Genomic DNA, 20,181 nt, shown 5'->3' with positions numbered 1-20,181 from the left:
GGATGCCTTCCGGGTTCTCGGCCCAACCGGCTCTCCTGACGAGCCGGTTCTTCCGTCGGGTTGCCGCAAAGTCCGCCGCCAAACGGCGCGCGGGCGGCCCCGGGACGATCGGCTTGCGGGGCCCGTGGGGCGGCCGAGCAGAATGCGCCACATGAGCTGGACCGTGGCCCCGGAACCGTACGACTCCCCCGTCGCCGCAGCGCTCTGGCGGGCCTACCGCACGGAGGTCAGCGACCGCTGGTACCTGCTGCACGAGGGGCGCAGGACCGGCCCGGACGAGCTGGAGCGGGAGATCGCCGCTCAGCCCGGTGCCGAACTCGCCCCTCCGCGCGGGCGGTTGCTCGTCGCCCGGTACGACGGCGAGCCGGCCGGCACCGCAGGGGTACGGCTCCTGGACGACAGGACCGCCGAGCTCAAGCGGGTGTTCCTGCACGAGCCGCTGCGCGGCAGGGGCGGTGCCGCGCTGCTCGTCCGGGCCGCCGAGGACGCCGCCCGCGCGCTCGGCGCGGGCCGGATCGTCCTCGACACCCGCAGCGACCTGGTCCGGGCCCGCGCCCTCTACGCCCGCCTCGGCTACGAGGAGACCGCGCCGCACCACGACGAGCCGTACGCCGAGCACTGGTTCAGCAAGCACCTGGCCCGACTCAGGCCGACCGTCCCGGCACCCGTTCCTCCGCCTGGCCCGCCGGCCGCTCCCCACGGGGCCGCTCGCGCCGCGATCCGCACAGCTCGTCGTTCAGCTCCCGCACGAGCTGCTCCAGGTCGTGCGGCCGGCCGGGGCCCCACCAGTCGCCGAGGAGTGCCGCGAGGGACTCCTCGCGGGTCCGCGCCAGCCGCGCCGCCACCTCCTGCCCCTCGACCGTGAGGATCAGGTCGACGCCGTCCCGCACGGCGAGCCGCCGCTCCTCGACCTGGCGGACGGCCTCCATGACCACGGGCAGCGGCACCGGCACGCGCGCGGCCAGCAGGCCCGGCTCCACCGCCCCGTACCTGCGGATGCGCAGCAGCAGCCAGCTCGCGGCGGGCAGCAGGTCGTAGCCCGCGCGGGCGGTGGTCTCCCGGTGGATCCCGTGGCGCCCTGCGCGGGTGCCGAGCAGCGACAGGGCGCGGCACACCTCGTCGCGGGAGGACCGCTCGACGGGATTGCCGGCCAGTGTCTCCGTGGCGTCGGGCACGGTGACCGAGCGCCGCAGCCGGTCCTCCTTCAGGAACCAGGAGAGCGCGAAACCGAGGAGGACGACGGGGGCCGCGTACAGGAAGACGTCCGTGATGACCGTGGCGTAGGCGTGCAGGGCCGGTGGGCGCAGGTCGGGCGGCAGGGCGGCGACGCCGAGCGGGTCGGTGCGCAGCGCGTCCACGGAGGCGCCGGGCGGGAGCCGCGTGCCGCGGAAGGCGTCGGCGAGCTGCTCACCGAGCCGGCTCGTGAAGAGCGTGCCGAAGACGGCGACGCCGAACGAGGCGCCGACGGGCCGGAAGAAGGTCGCGCCGGCGGTGGCGACGCCCAGGTCGGCGTACGGGACGGCGTTCTGCACGACGGGCACGAGGACGTGTATCACCAGCCCGAGCCCGAGCCCGAAGACGAAGAAGAACCCGCTCAGCTCGATGGTGGAGCTGGTCTCGTCGACCCGGTGGAGCAGGAGCAGCCCGAGCGCGGTGGCCCCGGTGCCGAGGACCGGGAACACCTTCCAGCGCCCGGTCCGGGCGATGGTCCACCCGGAGGCGATCGAGGCCAGCAGGATCCCCCACACCAACGGCATGACGTGCACCCCGGACATGGTCGGGCTGATGCCCTTCACGACCTGGAGGAAGGTCGGCAGGTACGTCATCGTGCCGAGCATGGCGAACCCGACGACGAAGCTGATCACGGAGACGAGCGCGAAGGCGCGGACCCGGAAGAGCGGCAGTGGCAGGACCGGTTCGCCGGCCCGCCGCTCCACGGCCACGAAGGCGACGGCGAGGACGGCGCCCAGGACGGCGAGACCGGCGATCTGCGGGGAGCCCCAGCCCCAGGTCGTCCCGCCGAGCGAGACGACGAGCAGCAGGCAGGTGGCGACGGCGGCGACGAGGAACATGCCGGGGCAGTCGAGGGCAGGGCGCCTCTCCCCTCGCGGGACGCGCAGGACGGCGGCGACCACGACGAACGCGACGACGCCGACGGGCAGGTTGACGTAGAACACCCCACGCCAGTCCGCGTACTGGGTGAACAGCCCGCCGATCAGCGGTCCGAGCACATTGGTGGCGCCGAAGACGGCGCCGAACAGCCCCTGGTAGCGCCCGCGTTCGCGGGGGGCCACCAGATCGCCGACCAGCGCCATCGACAGCACGAGCAGCCCGCCGCCGCCGATCCCCTGCAGTGCACGGAAGGCGATCAGCCGGGCCGTGTCCTGCGCGGCGCCGCACAGTGCGGAACCGGCCAGGAAGACCACGAGCGCCGTCAGGAACAGCCGCTTGCGCCCGTACCGTTCGCCGAGTCCGCCCCACAGCGGGGTGGTGGCCGTCGCGGCCAGCAGGTAGGCGATGACGACCCAGGACAGGTGGGCCAGGCCGCCGAGTTCGCCGGCGATCGTGGGCAGCGCGGTGGACACGATGGTCTGGTGGAGGGCCGCGAGCAGCAGGCCGATCAGCAGGGCGCCGAGGGAGGCCCGGACGTTCCCGGGCATCTGTTCGCGGGCTGGGGCGGCTGCGGGTTTCGTGGCGTGCGCGTCCCCGGTCATGAGACCTCCCGTGGGTCCTGTGACCTTTCCATCGTGACCGGTGTGGCGCGGTATGGCCCGCCGGGTCCTTTTGGATGTGCTCATTTCCGGGGGCACGCCCGCCGCACCGTGGAGAAGATCTGGATAATCTCTGGAGTTCGCGAGGGCGGGGAGGAAAGCGTGGAACCGCGGAACGGTCACCCGTGCCCGGAGTGCGGCACACCCAGACGGCGCGACAACTCCCCCGCCTGCGCCTGCGCCCACCGCGTCGCGGAGGCCCTCCGCGACGCCCGTACCGCCCAGGTGGCAGCGGCGGAGGACTTCGACCCGCTGCGGATCAGGCCGTATGTGGAGATCGACGCGTCCGCGAGGCCCGCCGGGCAGGAGACGGACGGGGACGCGGTGCGCTCCGGGCAGGAGCCGAGTGGGCCGCCGGCGTCCGCTTCCGTGTCGTCCGAGGCCGACGTGGAGGGGTCGGGCCCTTCCGCGCAGCACCCTTCGACGCCTTCCCCGCGGCACCCTTCGACGCCTTCCCCGCAGCACCCTTCGACGCCTTCCCCGCGGCACCCCTCGACGCCTTCCCCGCAGCACCCCTCGACGCCTTCCCCGCAGCACCCCTCGACGCCTTCCCCGCAGGCACCGCGTGCCGAGCACCCTGGCCGCCCGCCGGCTGCGGAGACACCGCGTGCCGAGCGCCTGGGCCGCCCGGCGGAGACCGCGCCGCACGAGGACCACCCGGCCCCCGCCGCCCCGCCGCAGACCGGGCACCCCGCCCGGCCGGCCCGGGACACCCCGCACCCGGACCACCCGAAGGCCTTAGACGGCTCCCCGCCCGTCATCCCCACGCACACCCGGCCCCGCGAAGGAGCCGCCCGGGGGCCCTCCCCCACCGACGCCACCCTGCCCCTGCCCCCGTCCCCGGCCGACCCCGAAGCGACCGCGGCGCTGCGGGTCACCAGCGGAGACACCACCGCCCTGCCGCCCGTGACCGCACAGGGCACGGTCGTGCCACCGGCCACAGCCCCGGGCACCAGCCCCCTGCCGACGCCGCTGGTCCCCGGCACCTCCGAGCCCGGCGTCACCGACCCGGGTCTGTTCGACGACGCGCGCGGGGAGCCGGGCGGGCCGGAACCGGAGCCCGGCGAGGACGGCGGGCCGCGGCCGGGGCGGCGGCGCCGCGCGGTCCTCGTCGCCGCCGCAGGCGCCTGCGCCGCGGCCGTCGCGGTCGCCGGGTACGCGAGCGGCCTGCTCGCCTACGAGAGCCCGTCGAGGGAGACCGCGCTGCCGGACGACATCCGCGCGAGCGTGCCGGACGCCCCGTCGAGCAGCGCGGCGTCCACCGCTCCGGAGGACAGCCCGTCGGCCTCCGCGTCGGTCAGCGCCTCACCGTCCCCGTCGCCCTCGGACAGCGGCAGCCCGTCGGCCTCGCCGTCGCCGTCCGCGTCGAGCGCCTCGCCGAGCACGGGGCGGACGGCCACCCCGTCGGCGTCGGCGTCCGCCACGGCGACCGCGCCCGGGCAGCGGCGCGCGGGCGACTCCGCGCAGAACGGCCCGATCGTCCTGCGCCTCGGCGACCGCGGCCCGGAGGTCACCGAACTCCAGCTCCGGCTGCGGCAGTCGTATTTCTACGACGAGGACGCCGACGGCACCTTCGACAGCGGCCTCCAGGACGCCGTCCGCACCTACCAGTGGGCCCGGGGCGTCCAGAACGACGAACTCGGCGTCTACGGCGGGGAGACCAGGGCGAAGCTGGAGTCGGAAACCCAGGAGCCGTGACCGGCCCCGCCGTCCTACGGTGCCACCCGTGACGACTCGGGTGATCGTGCTCAACGGCGGTTCCGGCTCGGGCAAGTCGGGCATCGTGCGCTGCCTGCAGGCGGTGCTGCCCGGTCCGTGGCGGGCCTTCGGCGTCGACTCGTTCGTCGAGGCGCTGCCCGCGAGGATGCGTGACGCGGAGGACGGGATCACGTTCGGGCCCGACGGCGGGGTGAGCGTGGGCGCCGAGTTCCGGGCGCTGGAGGCCGCCTGGACGGCGGGCATCGCCGCCATGGCCCGCGCCGGTGCCCGGATCGTCGTCGACGACGTCTTCCTCTGCGGCCCGGCGTCCCGGCAGCGCCGGCAGCGGGCCCTGGCCGGGCTCGGCGTGCTGTGGATCGGCGTCCGGTGCGACGGCGAGGTCGCCGCCGGGCGGGAGATCGCCCGGGGAGACCGCACCCGGGGCATGGCGGCCTCACAGGCGCGGACGGTGCACGAGGGCGTGGGCTACGACGTGGAGGTCGACACCACCCGTACGGAGTCACTGGAGTGCACACACATCCGGGTCGGGCTTGCTCGCGCCGACGGACTCCGCGGTGATGCGCAGCGCACCTCGGGCTGTTCCAGACCGGCCGCCGCCATCCGCGCCGTGGACAGCGGCACGTCGGCTGAGGTCACGAGCGCGTACGGCAGCCCGCGCAGCGAGGCCAGGAACTCACGCGCGCCGGGGATCGCGACGACGCCCTCGGTGTCGGCCGTCTCCTCGGCGAGCATCCGGGCGTTGTCGGCGTGGTTCTGCTCCATGGGCCGGCCGGGCAGCAGCAGCGCCATGGAGGCGTAGCCCTGCCGCCCGTGGACGACCTTCATGACCTCGTCGCCGTCCAGCCCGTGCCGCTCGGCCCAGCGCCGCCAGACGCGCTCGACGGAGGCGTCGGAGTTGACGAGGGTGCCGTCCATGTCCAGCAGGAGGGCGCGGGCGGTGAGCACGGCGGTGGCCGTCATCGCCAGCTCCAAGGCTCGGGGCGGTCCAGCGCGGGCGAGGGGCGGACGGATCGCGTCCGTCCCGCCCCCGGAAGGGACAAGGCGGCCCCGCCCGCCGGTCAGGGAAAACGGGCGGAGGCCACTTTGTTTCCCCAAGATACAAAACAAGACCGCCTTCGCGCCAGGGGCCCGGCGGACGTTCACCCGCCGTTCGGCGCACACCGCCCGGCGGCACCCGCCTCATCCCGTCACGGCCTCCCACAGGCTCCACACGCCGAGCCCCAGCATGACCGTCGCCGCGATCTTCGTGATCAGCCGCAGCGGCACCTTCTTCATCAGCGCCTTTCCGCCGACGATGCCGAGCCCGGCCACCGTCCACAGCGCCAGCACCGCGCCCAGGCCGACGGAGAGGGGGTCGTCGTAGCGGGCGGCCAGGTTGGCGGTCATGATCTGGGTGAGGTCGCCGAACTCGGCGACCAGGATGAGCATGAAGCCCGCGCCCGAGACCTTCCAGAAGGACTGGTTCTCCGGCTTGCGGATCTCCTCGTCGTCCTCGTCCTTCTTCAGCAGCAGCATCGCGGCCCCGCCCAGGAACAGCACGCCGGTCAGCGCGCTCACGATCCGCTGCGGCAGCAGCGTCAGCACGCTGCCGGCCGCGACGGCGAGCGCGACGTGCAGGGCGAACGCGGCGGCGACCCCGACGAAGACGTAGGAGGCGCGGTAGCGGGTGCCGAGGACGAGGCCGGCCAGGGCGGTCTTGTCGGGCAGCTCGGCGAGGAAGACGACACCGAAGGCGACGGCCGTCACGGTCAGGCTGATCAAGGATTCCTCAATCGGTCGGGGCTGCCCCGCCGAGAGCGCTGAGCCTTCGCGACAGACACCTCGGCACGGCAGCGCACTCGGTCGCCCGTGCCGTGGGGCACGGGCGTGCACTGCTTGCCGAAGGTCTCGCTGGCGGGTCCGTGCGAAGGACCTGCCTCCGGGCGCCGGCTCAGGCGGGCTGAGCAGTATGTCGACGGTCCGGCGAAGAGCTACTCCCCTTCTGCGCCGTCCATGGTACGCGACACGCCGAGTACGAAAAGTTCACGCGCGAACCTTGTTATGTCATGCACGCGTCATTACCTTCTCACCGGGCGCACACCTGTGCGCAACACGGCACCGCGAGCATTCCCCTCGCTCGTACGCCAACACCCCCTCTCCCCAGGGAGTTCGCATGCCCAGGTTCTACGCGCGTCGACGGCTGAGCGTGGCCGCCGCCGCCACGGCCCTCATATCCTCCGTGGCCCTCTTCAACGCCCCGACCGCCTCCGCGGCGCTGCCCACCCCGGTGAGCGCCTCCACGGCCCGCTCCTACCTCGCCACGCTCACGGTGGCCACCGAGGACCGCACCGGCTACAGCCGCGACCTCTTCCCGCACTGGATCACCCAGTCCGGCACCTGCAACACCCGCGAGGTCGTCCTCAAGCGCGACGGCACCAACGTCCGGCAGGACTCCTCCTGCGCCGCCACCAGCGGCAGCTGGTACTCCCCCTACGACGGCGCCACCTGGTCCGCCGCCTCCGACGTCGACATCGACCACCTGGTGCCGCTGGCCGAGGCCTGGGACTCCGGGGCCGACTCCTGGACGACGTCCCGCCGCCAGTCCTTCGCCAACGACCTGACCCGCCCGCAGCTCCTCGCGGTCACCGACAACGTCAACCAGGCCAAGGGCGACCAGGACCCGGCCACCTGGATGCCCTCCCGGACGGCGTACCGCTGCACCTACGTCCGCGCCTGGGTCCAGGTGAAGTACTACTACGGCCTCTCGGTCGACTCGGCCGAGAAGTCGGCGCTGACGAACCACCTCGCGAGCTGCTGACCCGCGAGGCTTTCGTGTCGGGTGCTCCCCGCCGGCCTCCGTCGTTCCGTACCGTACGGGGCGACGGAGAGGGGAACACCATGGCCGCACTGCGCCTCGGGCCACTGCTGAGGTACACCGACGGCTCGTCCGCGACCGTCTGGGTCGAGACGAGCCGTCCGTGCACCGCCGAGGTGCGCTGCGCCGACGGCTCGGGCGGCACGGCCGCGACGTTCCGGATCGCGGGGCACCACTACGCGCTCGTCCCGGTCACCGGCCTCACGGCCGGGACGACCACGACGTACGAGGTGCTCCTGGACGGCACGCGGGTGTGGCCGCTGCCCGGCTCGCCCTTCCCTCCCTCGGCGATCCACGCCCCGGGCCCGGACGACGGCCTGCACGTCGCCTTCGGCTCCTGCCGCTGGGCCTCGCCGCCCGCGGGCGGGCACGACCCCGCCGGCCCCGACGCCCTGGACGCGCTCGCCACCCGCATGGCGGCCGACCCCGAGGGCGAGCGGCCCGACGTCCTGCTCCTGCTCGGCGACCAGGTCTACGCCGACGAGACCTCCGACGGCACGCAGCGCTGGCTGGCGTCCCGCCGTGACCTGAAGGAACCGCCGGGCAGCGGGGTCGCCGACTACGAGGAATACACGCACCTCTACTACGAGTCCTGGCTCGACCCGCGCATCCGCTGGCTGCTGTCCACGGTGCCCAGCTGCATGATCTTCGACGACCACGACGTCATCGACGACTGGAACACCTCCGCCTCCTGGCTCGCCGACATGCGCGCCACCGGCTGGTGGCAGGAACGACTGCTGAGCGGCCTGATGTCGTACTGGGTCCACCAGCACCTGGGGAACCTGTCCCCGGGCGAACTCGCCGCCGACCCCGTCTACGAGCAGGTCCGCAAGAGCCCCGACGGCACCGACGTGCTGCGAGCCTTCGCCGCCCGGGCCGACGCCGACCCCACCACGGTCCGCTGGAGCTACCGGCGCGACTTCGGACGCGTACGGCTGCTGATGGTGGACAGCAGGGCGGCCCGCGTGCTCGACGAGCAGGACCGGGCGATGCTCGACGCGGGCGAGGAGGCCTGGCTGCGCGCACAGGTACGGGACCGCGCCGAGGGCTACGACCACCTGCTCGTCGGCACCTCGCTGCCCTGGCTGCTGCCGCATCTGGTGCACGACGCCGAGAGCTGGAACGCGGCGCTGTGCGGGGGCGAACGGGGCGAGCGCTGGGCCCGGTGGGGGGAGAAACTGCGGCGGGCCGCCGACCTGGAGCACTGGTCGGCGTTCCCCGGGTCCTTCGCGGACCTGGCGGAACTGCTCGCCGAGGCGGGCTCGGGGCCGGACGCCCCTGCGACGGTGTGCGTGCTGTCCGGCGACGTGCACCACGCCTACATCGCCGAGCCCTCGTGGTCGTCCCGGCCGCAGCCCGACGCCCGCGTGGTGCAGCTCGTCTGCTCCCCGGTCCACAACTCCGTCCCGCTGTCGATGCGGCTGGCCTTCCGCGCCGGCTGGAGCGGGGTCTCGCGCGGCATCGGCCGCCTCCTCGCCCGGCACGGCCGGCTCCCGAAGCCGCCCGTCGGCTGGCGCAGGACGGGCGGGCCCTGGTTCGGCAACCAGCTGATGACGCTGACCCTGCGCGGCCGTTCGGCCCGGCTGCGGCTGGAGCACGCCGAGCCGGAGGAGGGGACCGGTCCGCGCTTGAGGAGGCTCCTGGACTCGGAGCTCGCCCCGTAACCGCCCACGGGTGGATTCGGGCACTCTGTCGAGCCCGAAGGGGCGGCGTGAGAGCGCTTCCACGTGCGGCCGCGGCCGGCGCCGCCCTGTGGCCGGTGGGGTAACGGTCGCCACACATTGACCTGCAACCGCCTGTTGGGTGAACAGTCCGCACCGAACGTACGAGCCCCCCGTGAACCGCGGGTCACACTCCGGGGCGTACGCTCTATCGCTGTCATCGGCCACTCCTGCCGCTCCCCGCGCGACGTCGCGGCACGGTCTGGCCCACGGGGGCGCGTGGGGAGTTGCGGTGCTGGAGCAGGTCGGGTCGCTGGTCGGCAGCCCATGGATCTACGCGGTGGTGACGCTGTCCGTCCTGCTCGACGTGTTCCTGCCGGTGCTGCCGAGCGGCGTCCTGGTGATCACGGCGGCCACGGCCGCCGCCGCGGGCACGGCGACCGATGTGCCCGACATCCTCGTGCTGACCCTGTGCGCCGCCAGCGCCTCCGTCCTCGGCGACCTGGCCGCCTACCGTCTCGCCTGGCGCGGCGGGGCCCGGCTGGACCGCGCGATCTCCCGTTCCCGGCGGCTGACCCTCGCGCAGGAACGTCTCGGCGCGGCCCTCGCCCGGGGTGGCGGCGCGCTCGTCGTCCTCGCCCGGTTCGCACCGGCCGGCCGCTCGGTCGTCTCCTTCGGCGCGGGCGCCGCGCACCGCAGCGCACGGGACTTCCTGCCGTGGTCGGCCCTGGCCGGTCTGGCCTGGGCCACGTACAGCGTGGCGCTGGGCTGGTTCGGCGCCCACTGGCTGGGCGCGAGCTGGCTGGGGACGGCCGTGTCGGTGGGAGCGCTGTTCGCGGCCGGGGCGGGGGCGGGGTATCTGGTGCGGCGCGAGCCGCGGACCTCGTAGGCCCGGGACGTCTCACGATGATCGACCTGACCACTGACCCACCGGGGCGGAACACGTGATACCCGACGACTCGCGCCTGTCCGGGCGGACCGGAACCGGCCCCGCCGCCGCGGCACCCGGCCGGCCCCGCACGCTGCTGTGGACGGCGGCGGGCGTGGTGACCCTGGGGTTCCTCGTCTCGCTGGAGATCGCCGCCCGCCACTACGGCTTCTCGGGACCGATCACCGACCAGGCGCGCGAGGTGGTCCGCCCGCCCAAGTCGGGGTTCCTGCTGTACGCCGGCATGGCGCTGACGATGGTGGTGCTCGGCCGGCGGGAGCGGTTCGTCGCCGCCGGCGCCGCGCTCGGCATCGACGCGCTCCTCCTGCTGGTGCGCTGGGCGGCCGGCGACGACCTGAGCGAGGGACACCCCTTCGGCAACGGCGCCCTGTGGGTCATCCTGGGCTGCGCCGTCGTCGCCGTCACCCGCCGCACCGGCCGGGAACGCCTCCTGCTGCTCAAGGGCGTCGGGCTGGGCCTGCTGCTGGTCGCCGGCCGCAAGACGGGCGACACCTGGCTGCTCCTGACCTCCGAGACCCGGCCGCGCACACTCGATCCCTACCTGGCGGCGGCCGACCGCGCCCTGGGCGACCCGTCGTGGGTGGTGGGCCGGATCGTGGAGGCCACCGGCCCGGTCGGCGCCACCGCCCTGGACTGGGTCTACGCCCAGCTCGCGGTCGCCGCGGTGGTGGTCGCCCTCCACCAGCTGCGTCACGTCGCGGCCGAACGCCGTTTCCCGCGCCACCACATCGTGCGCACGTTCCTCCTGATCGGGCTCCTGGGGCCGGGCGTCTACATGATCTTCCCGGTGGTCGGTCCCGTCTTCGCCTACGGTGCCGGCGGCGGGCAGTGGGCGGTGGCCGACCTGTGGCCGCACACCCTGCCGCACATCACCGCCCCGCGGATGATCCCGTTCGACGACGTCACCCCGCGCAACTGCATGCCGAGCCTGCACACGGCGTGGGCCACCGCCATCTTCATCCACTCCCGCAAGGGTCCCCGCGCGCTGCGGTTCGCCGGGACGCTCTGGCTGATCGCCACGCTCACCGCGACGCTCGGATTCGGCTACCACTACGGCGTCGACCTCGTGGCCGGTGTGGTGTTCACCTTCACGGTCGAGGGCGCGCTGCGCGCGGCCGACCACGGCTGGGACCGGCCGGGCCTCCGGCTGGTCGCCCACGGCACGACGGTGTTCGCCGCGCTCCTGCTGGCCTACCGCCACCTGCCGACGGAGATGGCCGGCCACCCCTGGCTCTACGGCCCGCTGCTGCTGCTGGCGATGGGCTCTGTGGTCTACGGCTACCTGCGCACCGTCAAGCAGTGGGAACAGCCGTCGGCACCCGCCACGCACCGGCAGCCGCAGCCGCAGCCGGAACCGGCCTGAGGCACCGGTGCGGGGCGGCTGCGCGCCCCCTGGGGAAGCTGGGGGGCTGCCGTCACCCTCCCGTCCGCCCCGGGCGGCGGCGCGGGTCCGGCGAGAGCCCCTGGCCCGCCCGCCGCGCCCCGGCCCCCCGGACCTCCAGCCCGTCGAGCAGCTCGGCCGTGGCCTGGGCGACGGCCTCCACGGCGCGGTCGAACACCTCCTGGTTGTGGGCGGCGGGGGCACGGAAGCCCGAGACCTTGCGCACGTACTGCAACGCGGCGGCGCGGACGTCCTCCTCCGTGGCCTCTTCGGGAAGGACGGGCGGACGCAGTGTCCTGATACTCCGGCACATGCCCCCAGTGTCACGCCTTCGGCCTCGGCGGCGCAGCGATCCCTGCCATGATCCCCTCCAGGCGGCCACCGACCTCCTCGGCGGTCAGGAGGAACTCCATCAGGTCCGGGCCGAGCTGTCGGCCCTGCTGAAGCGGCTCCCCTGGTCGGTGGAGCCGCTGGACGGCTTCAGCGACGACCACGTGCCGTCGCCGCGGTTGGCGGAAGGTGGAACGCCCCGCCTCCCCCGGCTGGAGCGCCTCGGCAGGCGGGGTGCCGCGCCGCTGCTCGCGCTGCACGAGGGCGGGCGAGTCCGGGTGCGCAGCCTCACCGACGACACGGTCGCCGCTCGGTGGAGGCAGGGGCACTCAGTGGTGTGTGCCGGTTGGGTCGAACGCTGGGCCGCTTCGCGGCGCGGCCAGCCGCAGCACCGCGTCCGACGGACAGGCCGAGGTGGAGGAGCCGCGGCAGCGGGAGCACGAGCTGGCGGTCTTCGTCAGCACGCACCGCTACTGGTCCGAACTGACCGGCCCCGAGCGGGTGACGGCCCGCTCCCGGCTGAAGTACACGCACGAGGCCCCGCCGGAGGACGCCGGGGAGGCCCCGTAGACCTCCGGGACCGGCCGCTCCAGGCACCCCGCGCCCCCGCACGTCAGAGGCCCCCGGGAATGTTCCTGGGGGCCTCTGACCGGTTCCGGTGGGCGCGGACGGTTTCGAACCGCCGACATCCTGCTTGTAAGGCAGGCGCTCTACCCCTGAGCTACGCACCCGGCTCCCGGGTCATGCGCCCAGGACGAGTCGACAGCCTACATGGCCGGGGGCGCGGTGCGGCAAACCCGTATCGTGTGGTCCGCCCCGGGGGTTAACCCCACCCTTGATCCGCCAGTGGCCCGGATCCCCCCGCGGACCCCGTTTCCCTACGGTCGTAGAGCGCCCGAGAGCGCCCCGCCGTTCCGCCCAGGGGGAGACCGTCATGGCCCGCACCACAGGCACCACACGCACACGCATCAGCCGCGCCGCCGCCGTCACCGGCGCCGTCACGGCGCTCGTCGCCGGGCTCAGCGCCTGCACGGCCTCCGCCGGGGACGACAAGGACCCCGAGCAGCGGTCCTTCGCCCTGGAGGGCCGCACCCTGACCGTCGACTCCGACGACTCGGCCCTGGAGATCGTCGCCGCCGACGGCAACCCGGCGGGCAAGGTCCAGGTCACGCGCTGGTTCCAGGGCTCCGTCGTCGTCGGCACCGACCCGGAGGTCACCTGGTCCTTCCGGGACGACCGGCTGGTGCTGCGGCTGGAGTGCTCCGGGGTGGTCGCCGACTGCTCGGCCAGGCACCGCATCGAAGTGCCCCGCGGCGTCACCGTGAAGGTCGAGGACGACGACGGCTCCGTCCGCGCCCGGGGCTTCACCGACCCGCTGCACATCCGCACCGGCGACGGCTCCGTCCGCGTCAGCGACACCACCGCTCCCGTGGAACTGCGCACCGGGGACGGCTCGATCCGCGTCACCGACACCACCGGCCCCCTGCGGATGCGCACCGGGGACGGCTCCATCCGGGCCGACGTCTCCTCCCGCGAGGTCCGCACCCGCACCGGCGACGGCTCCGTGCGCCTCGAACTCGGCACCGTCCCCGACCGCGTGGAGTCGCACAGCGGCGACGGCTCCGTGACCATCGCCCTGCCCCGCGCCGCCTACCGCGTGACCACCGAGACGGGTGACGGCGGCGTCGACGTGTCCGTGCCGCGCGACGGGAGCAGCTCCCATGTGGTGTCCGCCCGGACCGGCGACGGCGGAATCACGGTGCGAACGGTGAACTGACCGGCCCGTGTGTTCGTCCTCAAGGTGGGAGAATGACACCGGGCAGGGTGGACCACAGCACGGGAGAGGGATGTGACGGCGACACCAGCGCAGCCGTACTCGCCGTCGGTGCCGCGCGCACATCGTCCGCGCCGCCGCCTCCGCGCCCCGGGGCCCCTGCGTGACGCGCTCGTGCTCGCGGCGCTGCCGCTGCTGGCCGCGCCGGCCCTGTGCGCCGCCTTCGCCGGCGGCGGCACCCGGCGCTGGTTCGGCGGCCGCGCCGAGAACCAGCGGGCCGAGGCCCAGGCCGCCAAGGACGCCGCCGCGGCCGCCTTCTACGCGCTGGACACCGCACAGCGCGATCTGCGCATCTCGATCGAGACGATCAACGCGGTCGACGACTCCCCGGCCGCCCGGCGCGCCGTCGGCGACTTCGAGGCCCTCGGCCGGCGCATCGACGAGGTCAGCCACCGCTACATCGACGCCGTCGACGCCCACGACCTCGACCGCGACGACCTGGAGGCCTCGGCCGCCTCCCGGGCCCGCGGCGAGCTGACCGCCGCCAAGGAGGAACTCGACCGCGTCAAGCGGGACCTGGACCGCTTCGCCGACGGCCTCGGTCCCCTGCTCGGCAAGGCCGAGACCCAGCTGGCCCGCCTCGCCCCCGCGGTCGAGCGCGCCCGCCAGGCCCTGCTCGCCGCCTCCGGCGCCCTGGACGCGGTCCGCGCCTCGGGTCTGAGGGCGGACGACCTCGCCGCCCGGCTCGCGGCCCTCTCCCCCGAGCTGACCAAGCTGAACCAGGGCGCCGGGCAGCACGGCGTCCCGCAGACCCTGGAGCGTGCCGAGCGGGTCACCCGTGAGGCCGAGGGCGTGCGGGTCGAGGCCGAGCGGCTGCCGGAGCGCGCCGCCGAGATCGACCACCGGCTGGTCTCCCTGCGCACCCGCGCCCAGGCCCTCACCACCCGCTCCGAGCAGGTCGACCCCGTCCTGAGCGAGCTGCGCCGCCGTTTCACCGCCCCCTGCTGGCAGGACCTCCAGCGCGTGCCCGACACGGCCGTCGAGAACGTCCGCCGGGCCGAGGCCAAGCTCGCCGAGGCCCGCGCCGCCCGCGACGAACAGCGCTGGGCCGACGCCACGGCGCTGCTGTCGACCGTGCGGGCCCTCCTCAACAGCACCGACGAGGCCGTCTCGGCCGCCGGCGACCGCCTGCACCGGCTGAACGCCGTGCAGAAGGACCCCCGGCAGGAGATCGAACGCACCCGGTTCGCCATCCGCGACGCCCAGCGCCTCGCCATGGCCGGGCGCAACACGCCCGACCCGCGCCACGCCCGGCCCCTGGACGACGCGGTGTCCCGCCTGGACCGGGCGGTCGCCACCCTCGACGGCCACCACCCCGACTACTGGCACTTCCTCATGGAGACGGAGGGGATCCGGCAGTCGGTGGCCCGGGTGGTGGACGGGATCCGCGAGGAGCGGGGGGCCGGGCACTGAACCCGGCCCCCGCCCGCTGTCAGGTGCGGTAGGCGTAGTAGTACGCGGTGGGGTACGACGCGACGAGGCTCGCCACCGACCGGCGGAGGGTGTTGTTCGAGTGGTAGGTCACGTACGGAACGCCGCGGCTCTTGTACGTGACGATCATCGTGTGGTCCTTGGACCCGTCCCGGTCGAAGTCCACCTGCAGGACGTCGCCGACCTCGAGCTGGTAGACGTTGGCCAGCGGGGTGGTCCGCTTGGCGTTCTGCGTGAACCAGGACCACTCGTTGACGCCGACGAACGAGTCCGACTGGATGTCGGCGTTGCCGAACCACCTGGTGTAGTCGTACACATAGCCCGGGACGTGCTTCCAGCCGCCCGCCTTCAGGGACTGGCTGACGAAGTTGGTGCAGTCGCCCCCCGCGCCGTGGCCGCTGAAGTCCGGGTAGTCCTTGTTGTAGACGTTCCAGTGCTTCTCGGCGTAGGCCGCCATGGCCTTGTAGTCGTACGTCGTGCCCGTCTTCGGGGCGGCGGCCGGGTAGCGGGTGGTCGCCGCGCGCGGGGCGTTCGGCATGGTGTCGGCGGCGGTGGAGGCCTTGACCGGCGCCGGCTTGGAGAGCGTGTTCACCGCGAGACCGCCCTGGTCGGTGTCGCGGATGCCGGTCAGCTTCCAGTCGCCGCGCCGGTCGGCCCGGAAGGTCAGCTCGTGGTGGGCCTGGAATCCGGTGGTCTTGGGCCCGTTGCCGCGGACCCCTGCGTAGGTCAGGGTCGTGGTCTCGGTGACCGCAGCCTTGGCCGTACGGCCGGTGACGCGCGTGGCGTTCAGGGTGACCGTGGTGCTGGCGTCGGCGTACTTCTCTCCGGCCTTCGCCAGCCTCTTCTTGCGCTGCCCCAGCCCGGAGAGGGTGGCGCGCTCGGCGCGGGCCGTGCCGGAGGACAGCTCGACGGCGCCGGAGAAACCGTCGGTCAGCGGCTTCCGGCGCGTGTCCCGCCCGCCGTCGACCAGGGCTTCGGTGCGGTCGGTGAAGACCGCGTCGGCGAGCCGCTGGAAAGTGGCCTTGGTCCGCGCGTCCACCGTCGGGTCGTCGACGACCGCCGCGCCGGCGTTCCAGTTGGGCAGCAGGGCGACTCCGGCCACGACCGAGGTCGCCGCGGCGCCGAGTATCGTGACGCGGCGTCGGGTCGGCTTCAGTTTTCTCGACTTCACTGGTGTTTTCCCCTCTTGCCCCGGCCACGGGTTGCCGGGGAAGGAGATCTTCCCACGAGGCGTGCGGCCGCGGTGACGAGTGGTGAACCTGTTACTTCACGACCGTCGACCAGTCGGGCGACTGCGCCGGGTCCAGGCCCCGCAGCCGCTGCAGGGTCGCGGGCTTCTGTACGTCGAGCCAGTCGGCCAGTTCCCTGAAGGACACGCACTTGACGTCCTTCTTCGTGCACATCCCCTTGACGGCCCGGTCGACGGCACGCATGTAGATGCCGCCGTTCCACTCCTCGAAGTGGTTGCCGATGAACAGCGGGGCCCGGCTGCCGTAGTACACGCGGTTGAAGCCGGACATGTAGGTGGCGACGGTCTGCTCCTCCCACTCGGGGTACTTCGCCGGGTCGCCCTCGGTCTCGCCCTCGGACTGGTTGTAGAGGAAGTTGAAGTCCATCGACAGGCCCTGGTACTTGCCGCCCTCGTACGGCAGCATCTGGAGCGGGAAGTCCCATATGCCGTTCTTCTTGCGGGGCCATATCTGGAAGTCGCCCGAAGAGCTGGCGTCGTAGCGCCACTTGTAGTCCTTGGCGGCCTTCAGCAGGTTCTCCTGGCCCTCCAGGCAGGGGGCGCGGCCGCCGGTGACCTCCTTGCGGAAGTCGAACGGCAGCGGGGCGACGTCCCGGAAGCCGGTGTTGGTCTTCCACTTCTCGGCGAAGTCGTAGAACTGGTCGATCTCGCTCTTCCACTCCTCGACGCTCCAGTCGCCGCCGCCCTTCTCACCGCAGAAGTGGCCGTTGAAGTGGGTGCCGATCTCGTTGCCGTCGCGCCACGCCCCGCCGAGCTGCTCCAGTGTGGTGCGTATGTGCTCGTCGGTGGGGAAGCTGATCGCCGCCGAACCCCTGTCGTGTCGGGGCGGGGAGTAGAGGTCCTTCTTGCTCTTGGGCAGCAGGTAGATGCCGGTGAGGAAGAAGGTCATGTGGGCGTCGTACTCCTTGGCCAGCTCACGGTAGTGCGAGAAGAGGCCGTCGTCGCCCTGCAGGGCGCCGTCCCAGGAGAAGACGACGAACTGGGGCGGCTTCTGGCCCGGTTTGAGCGGCACCGGCTTCAGCTGCCCGCGCGGCGGGCCGGTGTAGGAGGTGGAGCCGTCCCCGAGGACCTTCGTCTTCCCGTCCCACCGAGCTTCCCGGCTGGGCTTCGCCGGGGCCTGTCCGCGGGCCCCCGCGGAGGCGGTCGGGGCGGTGCTGTCCGAGCGGTTCAGGAGCAGGTAGCCCGCGACGAGGGACGCGACGACGAGCAGGGCCGCGAGGGTCAGCATCCCCGCGGGCGCGGTGGGGCGGGAGGCGCGGGGTCGGCGGCGCCGGCCGGACGGTGACTTCATACGCGGCTCATTCCGGGAGAGGGTGTGGGGCCGGGGCGGTGGCGGGCACGGGGTCAGCCGATGCCCCGCGCGGCGGACCAGATGCGGTAGGGGACGCTGTCGCGGGCGGGGCCGGCGATGTCCTTCAGCGGCAGGGGTTCGAGGCTCTTGGCGAGGTCGATGCGGTAGGCCACGACGGCCGTCGACACCGCGTCGGCCGTGCCGACGTACCAGAGCGCGGTGTCGTTCTGGGTGGTGCCGACCTTCCCGGCCACCGGGGTGGTCGTCTCCACCCCGGGGTGGGCGGTGCGGAAGGCGTCCGTGAGGGCGGACTGGACCGCCTCGGCCACGCTCGCCCGCACCGCCCGGCGGGACTCGGGCTCGGTCAGCGCGACCTTGTGCCCGTTGCGGGTGATCCGCGCCACCGAGTACGGCTCGACGTGCCGCCCGGCGGCCGCGAACGTGACGTAGCCGCTCGCCATGCGGATCGCGCTGGGCGTGGCGCTGCCCAGCGACATCGCGGGCACCTGCGGGCCGAAGCTGGAGCGGAGCAGGCCCGCCTTCTGGGCGGTGTCCCGCACCTGGTTCAGGCCGGTGTCCATGCCGAGCTGCATGAACGGGGTGTTCACGGACAGGGCGAGCGCCCGGCTCAGGCTGATCTGCCCGTAGGACTTGCCGCCGTCGTTGCGGGAGGTGACCTTCTTGCCGCCGCGGTCCCAGTAGGGGCCCTCGGGCGTCGTCACGGGGATGCCGTCGTCACCGTCGTACAGCGTCTGCGGGGTGACCTCGGTGCGGGTGCCGTCGCGGGTCTTGCGCACGCCGTTCTCCAGGGCGGCGGCGTAGACGAACGGCAGGAAGGCCGAACCGGCGGGCACGGTGGTCGCGTTGGACTCGTTGTAGCCCTGCTTGCGATGGTCGGGGCCGCCGTACATGGCGAGGATCCGCCCGTCGGCGGCCACCGAGGACGCGCCGAAGTGCAGGGACTTCGCCGTGGCCGCGTCGTCCGTGCGCGCCTGCTTGCGCGCCTTGGTCACGGCGTCGGTGAGCGCGGCCTCCTGCTTGCGGTCGAAGGTCGTGTAGATCTGGTAGCCGCCGAGATCGTACTCCTTGGCCGATATGTTCGCCGCCTTCCTGGCGTACTGGGCGGCCAGCTCCACGAGGTAGTCGCTCTGCTTGCCGGTGTCGAAGCCCGGTGCCCGCTGCAGCGGTTCGGGGAACTTCTCGTACTCGGCCCGCTCGGCCTTCGACAGGGTGCCTATCTCGACCATGCGGTCGAGTATCCAGGACCAGCGTTCCACCGCCCGGGCGTGGTTGGCCTCGCTGAGCGACGGGTCGTACAGGCCGGCGCCCTTGAGGAGGGAGGCGAGGAAGGCGGCCTCGCTGACGTCGAGTTCGCTGACGTCCTTGCCGTAGTAGGCCTGGGCGGCGCGCTGCATGCCGTAGGTGCCGCGGCCGAACCAGCTCGTGTTGAGGTAGCCCTCGAGGATGTCGTCCTTGCTCATCTCGTTGTCGAGCTTGAGGGCGAGCATGGCCTCGGTGAACTTGCGGCTGATCGAGCGGTCCTGGTTGAGGTAGACGTTCTTGACGTACTGCTGCGTGATGGTGGAGCCGCCCTGGGTGTCGCCCTGCCCGACGGTGCGCCACACAGCGCGGGTGACGCCGCTGAGGGATATGCCGGGGTCGCTGTAGAAGCTCGCGTTCTCCGCCGCGAGCACCGCGTCGCGGACGCCCTCGGGTATGTCCTTCAGCGGCATCTCCTGCCGCCGCACCCAGCCGGTGCGGGCCATGGGCGTCCCGTCGGACCAGAAGTAGACGTTGTCCTGCTGGGTGGCGTACGCGTTGAGGTCATGCGGGATGTCGGTGGCGGCGTAGGCGGCGCCGAGGAAGCCGGCGGTCAGGCCGAGGAACGTCAGCGCGGCGCCGAGCCACTGCCGCCAGGAGGGCATCCAGCGGCGCCAGCCGGTGCGGTCGGCATGCGGGTAGCGGGGCCGCAGGCGGCGCGCGTAGGGCAGGACGAGCGCGGCGACTCGTGTCAGCCGGGGGCCGGCGGCGGCGCGCAGCCGGATGGCCGGTGAGGGCCGTGCGGCCTTGCGCCGGCGGCGTGACCCGGCGGTGCCGCCCGCCTCCTGGGCCGTGCCGGGCGCACGGCTCGTGTCGTCGGTCGCGGGCGCCTCGACCATGCGCAGCTGCACGGTCTCGTCCGCGTTGTGGGACGCCGGGACCTTCAACTGCATGGTCTCGTCCGGTTCCCGCCCAGCCTCGGTCACGGCTGCGTCTCCTCCCCGCTCAGGTGGTGCTCGCGCGGAAGGACAAGACTGCCGCGGCAACGGCAGCGAGCCCTCGCGTTCCCCCCGGCCTTGCGGCTCCTCGCGACCCATCGAAAGTTACCAGCGGCCTTTACGCCTCCTCCACACCGGTACCACGGGAACGATCGGAGGCGATGGGCGGGGGCGGTATTTGTGCCACCCGGGATTATTCTGTTCCCATGCCTCGCTACGAGTACCGCTGCCGGACCTGCGGCGACACCTTCGAACGCAGCCGTCCCATGGCGGAGTCCTCCGCACCCGCGTCCTGTCCCTCGGGGCACGACGACACGGTGAAGCTCCTCTCCACGGTGTCGGTGGCCGGCTCGGCCTCCGCTCCGGCGCCCGGCGCGGGCGGCGGCGGTGGGGGCGGCTGCTGCGGGGGCGGCTGCTGCGGCTGACCCGCGGCGGCCAGGCGCGCGGGTTTCC

The 20,181-nt window shown here is 73.5% G+C and carries 15 protein-coding genes, 1 tRNA gene and 4 pseudogenes; 12 read left to right on the top strand and 8 right to left on the bottom strand.

Annotation, left to right across the window (positions count from 1 at the left end):
• Positions 1-151: 151 nt before the first annotated feature.
• Positions 152-637, top strand: a pseudogene (locus ACFW6P_RS01005) (GNAT family N-acetyltransferase); the annotation flags it as partial.
• 7 nt (positions 638-644) lie between these two features.
• Here ACFW6P_RS01005 and ACFW6P_RS01000 read toward each other — a convergent pair.
• Complete coding sequence (locus ACFW6P_RS01000; protein WP_386353794.1) at positions 645-2,714, bottom strand: DHA2 family efflux MFS transporter permease subunit; 2,070 nt, start codon at positions 2,712-2,714, stop codon at positions 645-647.
• Positions 2,715-2,873: 159 nt separating this feature from the next.
• Here ACFW6P_RS01000 and ACFW6P_RS00995 point away from each other — a divergent pair, with 159 nt between their 5' ends.
• Together ACFW6P_RS00995 and cpt are read left to right on the top strand one after the other, a co-directional pair.
• On the top strand, positions 2,874-4,469 hold the full coding sequence (locus ACFW6P_RS00995; protein WP_386422514.1) for a peptidoglycan-binding protein: 1,596 nt from the start codon (positions 2,874-2,876) through the stop codon (positions 4,467-4,469).
• A gap of 40 nt (positions 4,470-4,509) precedes the next feature.
• A pseudogene (gene cpt, locus ACFW6P_RS00990) lies at positions 4,510-5,001 on the top strand (chloramphenicol phosphotransferase CPT); the annotation flags it as partial.
• Between the two features lie 6 nt (positions 5,002-5,007).
• Here the strand turns inward: cpt and ACFW6P_RS00985 are convergent.
• Positions 5,008-5,450: pseudogene (locus ACFW6P_RS00985) on the bottom strand (HAD family hydrolase); the annotation flags it as partial.
• Between the two features lie 219 nt (positions 5,451-5,669).
• Positions 5,670-6,251: a TMEM165/GDT1 family protein gene (locus ACFW6P_RS00980; RefSeq protein ID WP_386353790.1), complete on the bottom strand. Its 582-nt coding sequence runs from the start codon at positions 6,249-6,251 to the stop codon at positions 5,670-5,672.
• Positions 6,252-6,642: 391 nt separating this feature from the next.
• Here ACFW6P_RS00980 and ACFW6P_RS00975 point away from each other — a divergent pair, with 391 nt between their 5' ends.
• The 4 genes from ACFW6P_RS00975 to ACFW6P_RS00960 all read left to right on the top strand — a co-directional run bounded on the left by ACFW6P_RS00975 (position 6,643) and on the right by ACFW6P_RS00960 (position 11,317).
• Positions 6,643-7,287, top strand: a complete 645-nt coding sequence (locus ACFW6P_RS00975; RefSeq protein ID WP_386353788.1) for an HNH endonuclease family protein — start codon at positions 6,643-6,645, stop codon at positions 7,285-7,287.
• Positions 7,288-7,367: 80 nt separating this feature from the next.
• Complete coding sequence (locus tag ACFW6P_RS00970) at positions 7,368-9,008, top strand: alkaline phosphatase D family protein (protein ID WP_386353786.1); 1,641 nt, start codon at positions 7,368-7,370, stop codon at positions 9,006-9,008.
• A gap of 289 nt (positions 9,009-9,297) precedes the next feature.
• Positions 9,298-9,894, top strand: coding sequence for a DedA family protein (locus ACFW6P_RS00965; RefSeq protein WP_386422512.1), 597 nt, complete (start codon positions 9,298-9,300; stop codon positions 9,892-9,894).
• A 133-nt stretch (positions 9,895-10,027) separates the two neighbouring features.
• Positions 10,028-11,317: a phosphatase PAP2 family protein gene (locus ACFW6P_RS00960; RefSeq protein WP_386422608.1), complete on the top strand. Its 1,290-nt coding sequence runs from the start codon at positions 10,028-10,030 to the stop codon at positions 11,315-11,317.
• Positions 11,318-11,369: 52 nt separating this feature from the next.
• On the opposite strand, the gene ACFW6P_RS00955 is transcribed toward ACFW6P_RS00960, so the two are convergent.
• On the bottom strand, positions 11,370-11,648 hold the full coding sequence (locus tag ACFW6P_RS00955; protein WP_386422509.1) for a DUF2277 domain-containing protein: 279 nt from the start codon (positions 11,646-11,648) through the stop codon (positions 11,370-11,372).
• Positions 11,649-11,655: 7 nt separating this feature from the next.
• On the opposite strand from ACFW6P_RS00955, the pseudogene ACFW6P_RS00950 reads away from it, so the two are divergent.
• Positions 11,656-11,887 (top strand): annotated as a pseudogene (locus ACFW6P_RS00950) (hypothetical protein); the annotation flags it as partial.
• 192 nt (positions 11,888-12,079) lie between these two features.
• Positions 12,080-12,235, top strand: a complete 156-nt coding sequence (locus tag ACFW6P_RS00945; RefSeq protein WP_386353959.1) for a hypothetical protein — start codon at positions 12,080-12,082, stop codon at positions 12,233-12,235.
• 89 nt (positions 12,236-12,324) lie between these two features.
• Here ACFW6P_RS00945 and ACFW6P_RS00940 read toward each other — a convergent pair.
• Positions 12,325-12,396 (bottom strand) — tRNA-Val (locus ACFW6P_RS00940).
• A gap of 203 nt (positions 12,397-12,599) precedes the next feature.
• Between ACFW6P_RS00940 and ACFW6P_RS00935 the strand changes: the two genes are divergently transcribed.
• Complete coding sequence (locus ACFW6P_RS00935; RefSeq protein WP_386353780.1) at positions 12,600-13,442, top strand: DUF4097 family beta strand repeat-containing protein; 843 nt, start codon at positions 12,600-12,602, stop codon at positions 13,440-13,442.
• A 72-nt stretch (positions 13,443-13,514) separates the two neighbouring features.
• Entirely contained in the window at positions 13,515-14,912 is a 1,398-nt protein-coding gene (locus tag ACFW6P_RS00930; protein WP_386353778.1) for a hypothetical protein, read from the top strand.
• Between the two features lie 19 nt (positions 14,913-14,931).
• Here the strand turns inward: ACFW6P_RS00930 and ACFW6P_RS00925 are convergent, their stop codons facing one another.
• From ACFW6P_RS00925 to ACFW6P_RS00915, 3 genes are all read right to left on the bottom strand, one after another.
• Positions 14,932-16,101 (bottom strand): amidase domain-containing protein, encoded by a 1,170-nt coding sequence (locus ACFW6P_RS00925; RefSeq protein WP_386353776.1) that lies wholly within the window; start codon positions 16,099-16,101, stop codon positions 14,932-14,934.
• A gap of 91 nt (positions 16,102-16,192) precedes the next feature.
• Positions 16,193-17,470 (bottom strand): hypothetical protein, encoded by a 1,278-nt coding sequence (locus ACFW6P_RS00920; protein WP_386353774.1) that lies wholly within the window; start codon positions 17,468-17,470, stop codon positions 16,193-16,195.
• Between the two features lie 53 nt (positions 17,471-17,523).
• The gene (locus tag ACFW6P_RS00915) at positions 17,524-19,683 is read right to left on the bottom strand and encodes a transglycosylase domain-containing protein (protein ID WP_386422605.1); all 2,160 of its coding nucleotides are present in this window, start codon (positions 19,681-19,683) and stop codon (positions 17,524-17,526) included.
• Positions 19,684-19,934: 251 nt separating this feature from the next.
• Between ACFW6P_RS00915 and ACFW6P_RS00910 the strand changes: the two genes are divergently transcribed.
• Complete coding sequence (locus ACFW6P_RS00910) at positions 19,935-20,153, top strand: zinc ribbon domain-containing protein (protein ID WP_386353772.1); 219 nt, start codon at positions 19,935-19,937, stop codon at positions 20,151-20,153.
• Positions 20,154-20,181: the final 28 nt, after the last annotated feature.

It is taken from the genome of Streptomyces sp. NPDC058741 (genome assembly GCF_042746715.1).
Classification (GTDB): domain Bacteria; phylum Actinomycetota; class Actinomycetes; order Streptomycetales; family Streptomycetaceae; genus Streptomyces.
Note: the sequence above shows the minus strand (reverse complement) of the source record. Positions and strands in the feature narration are given on the sequence as shown.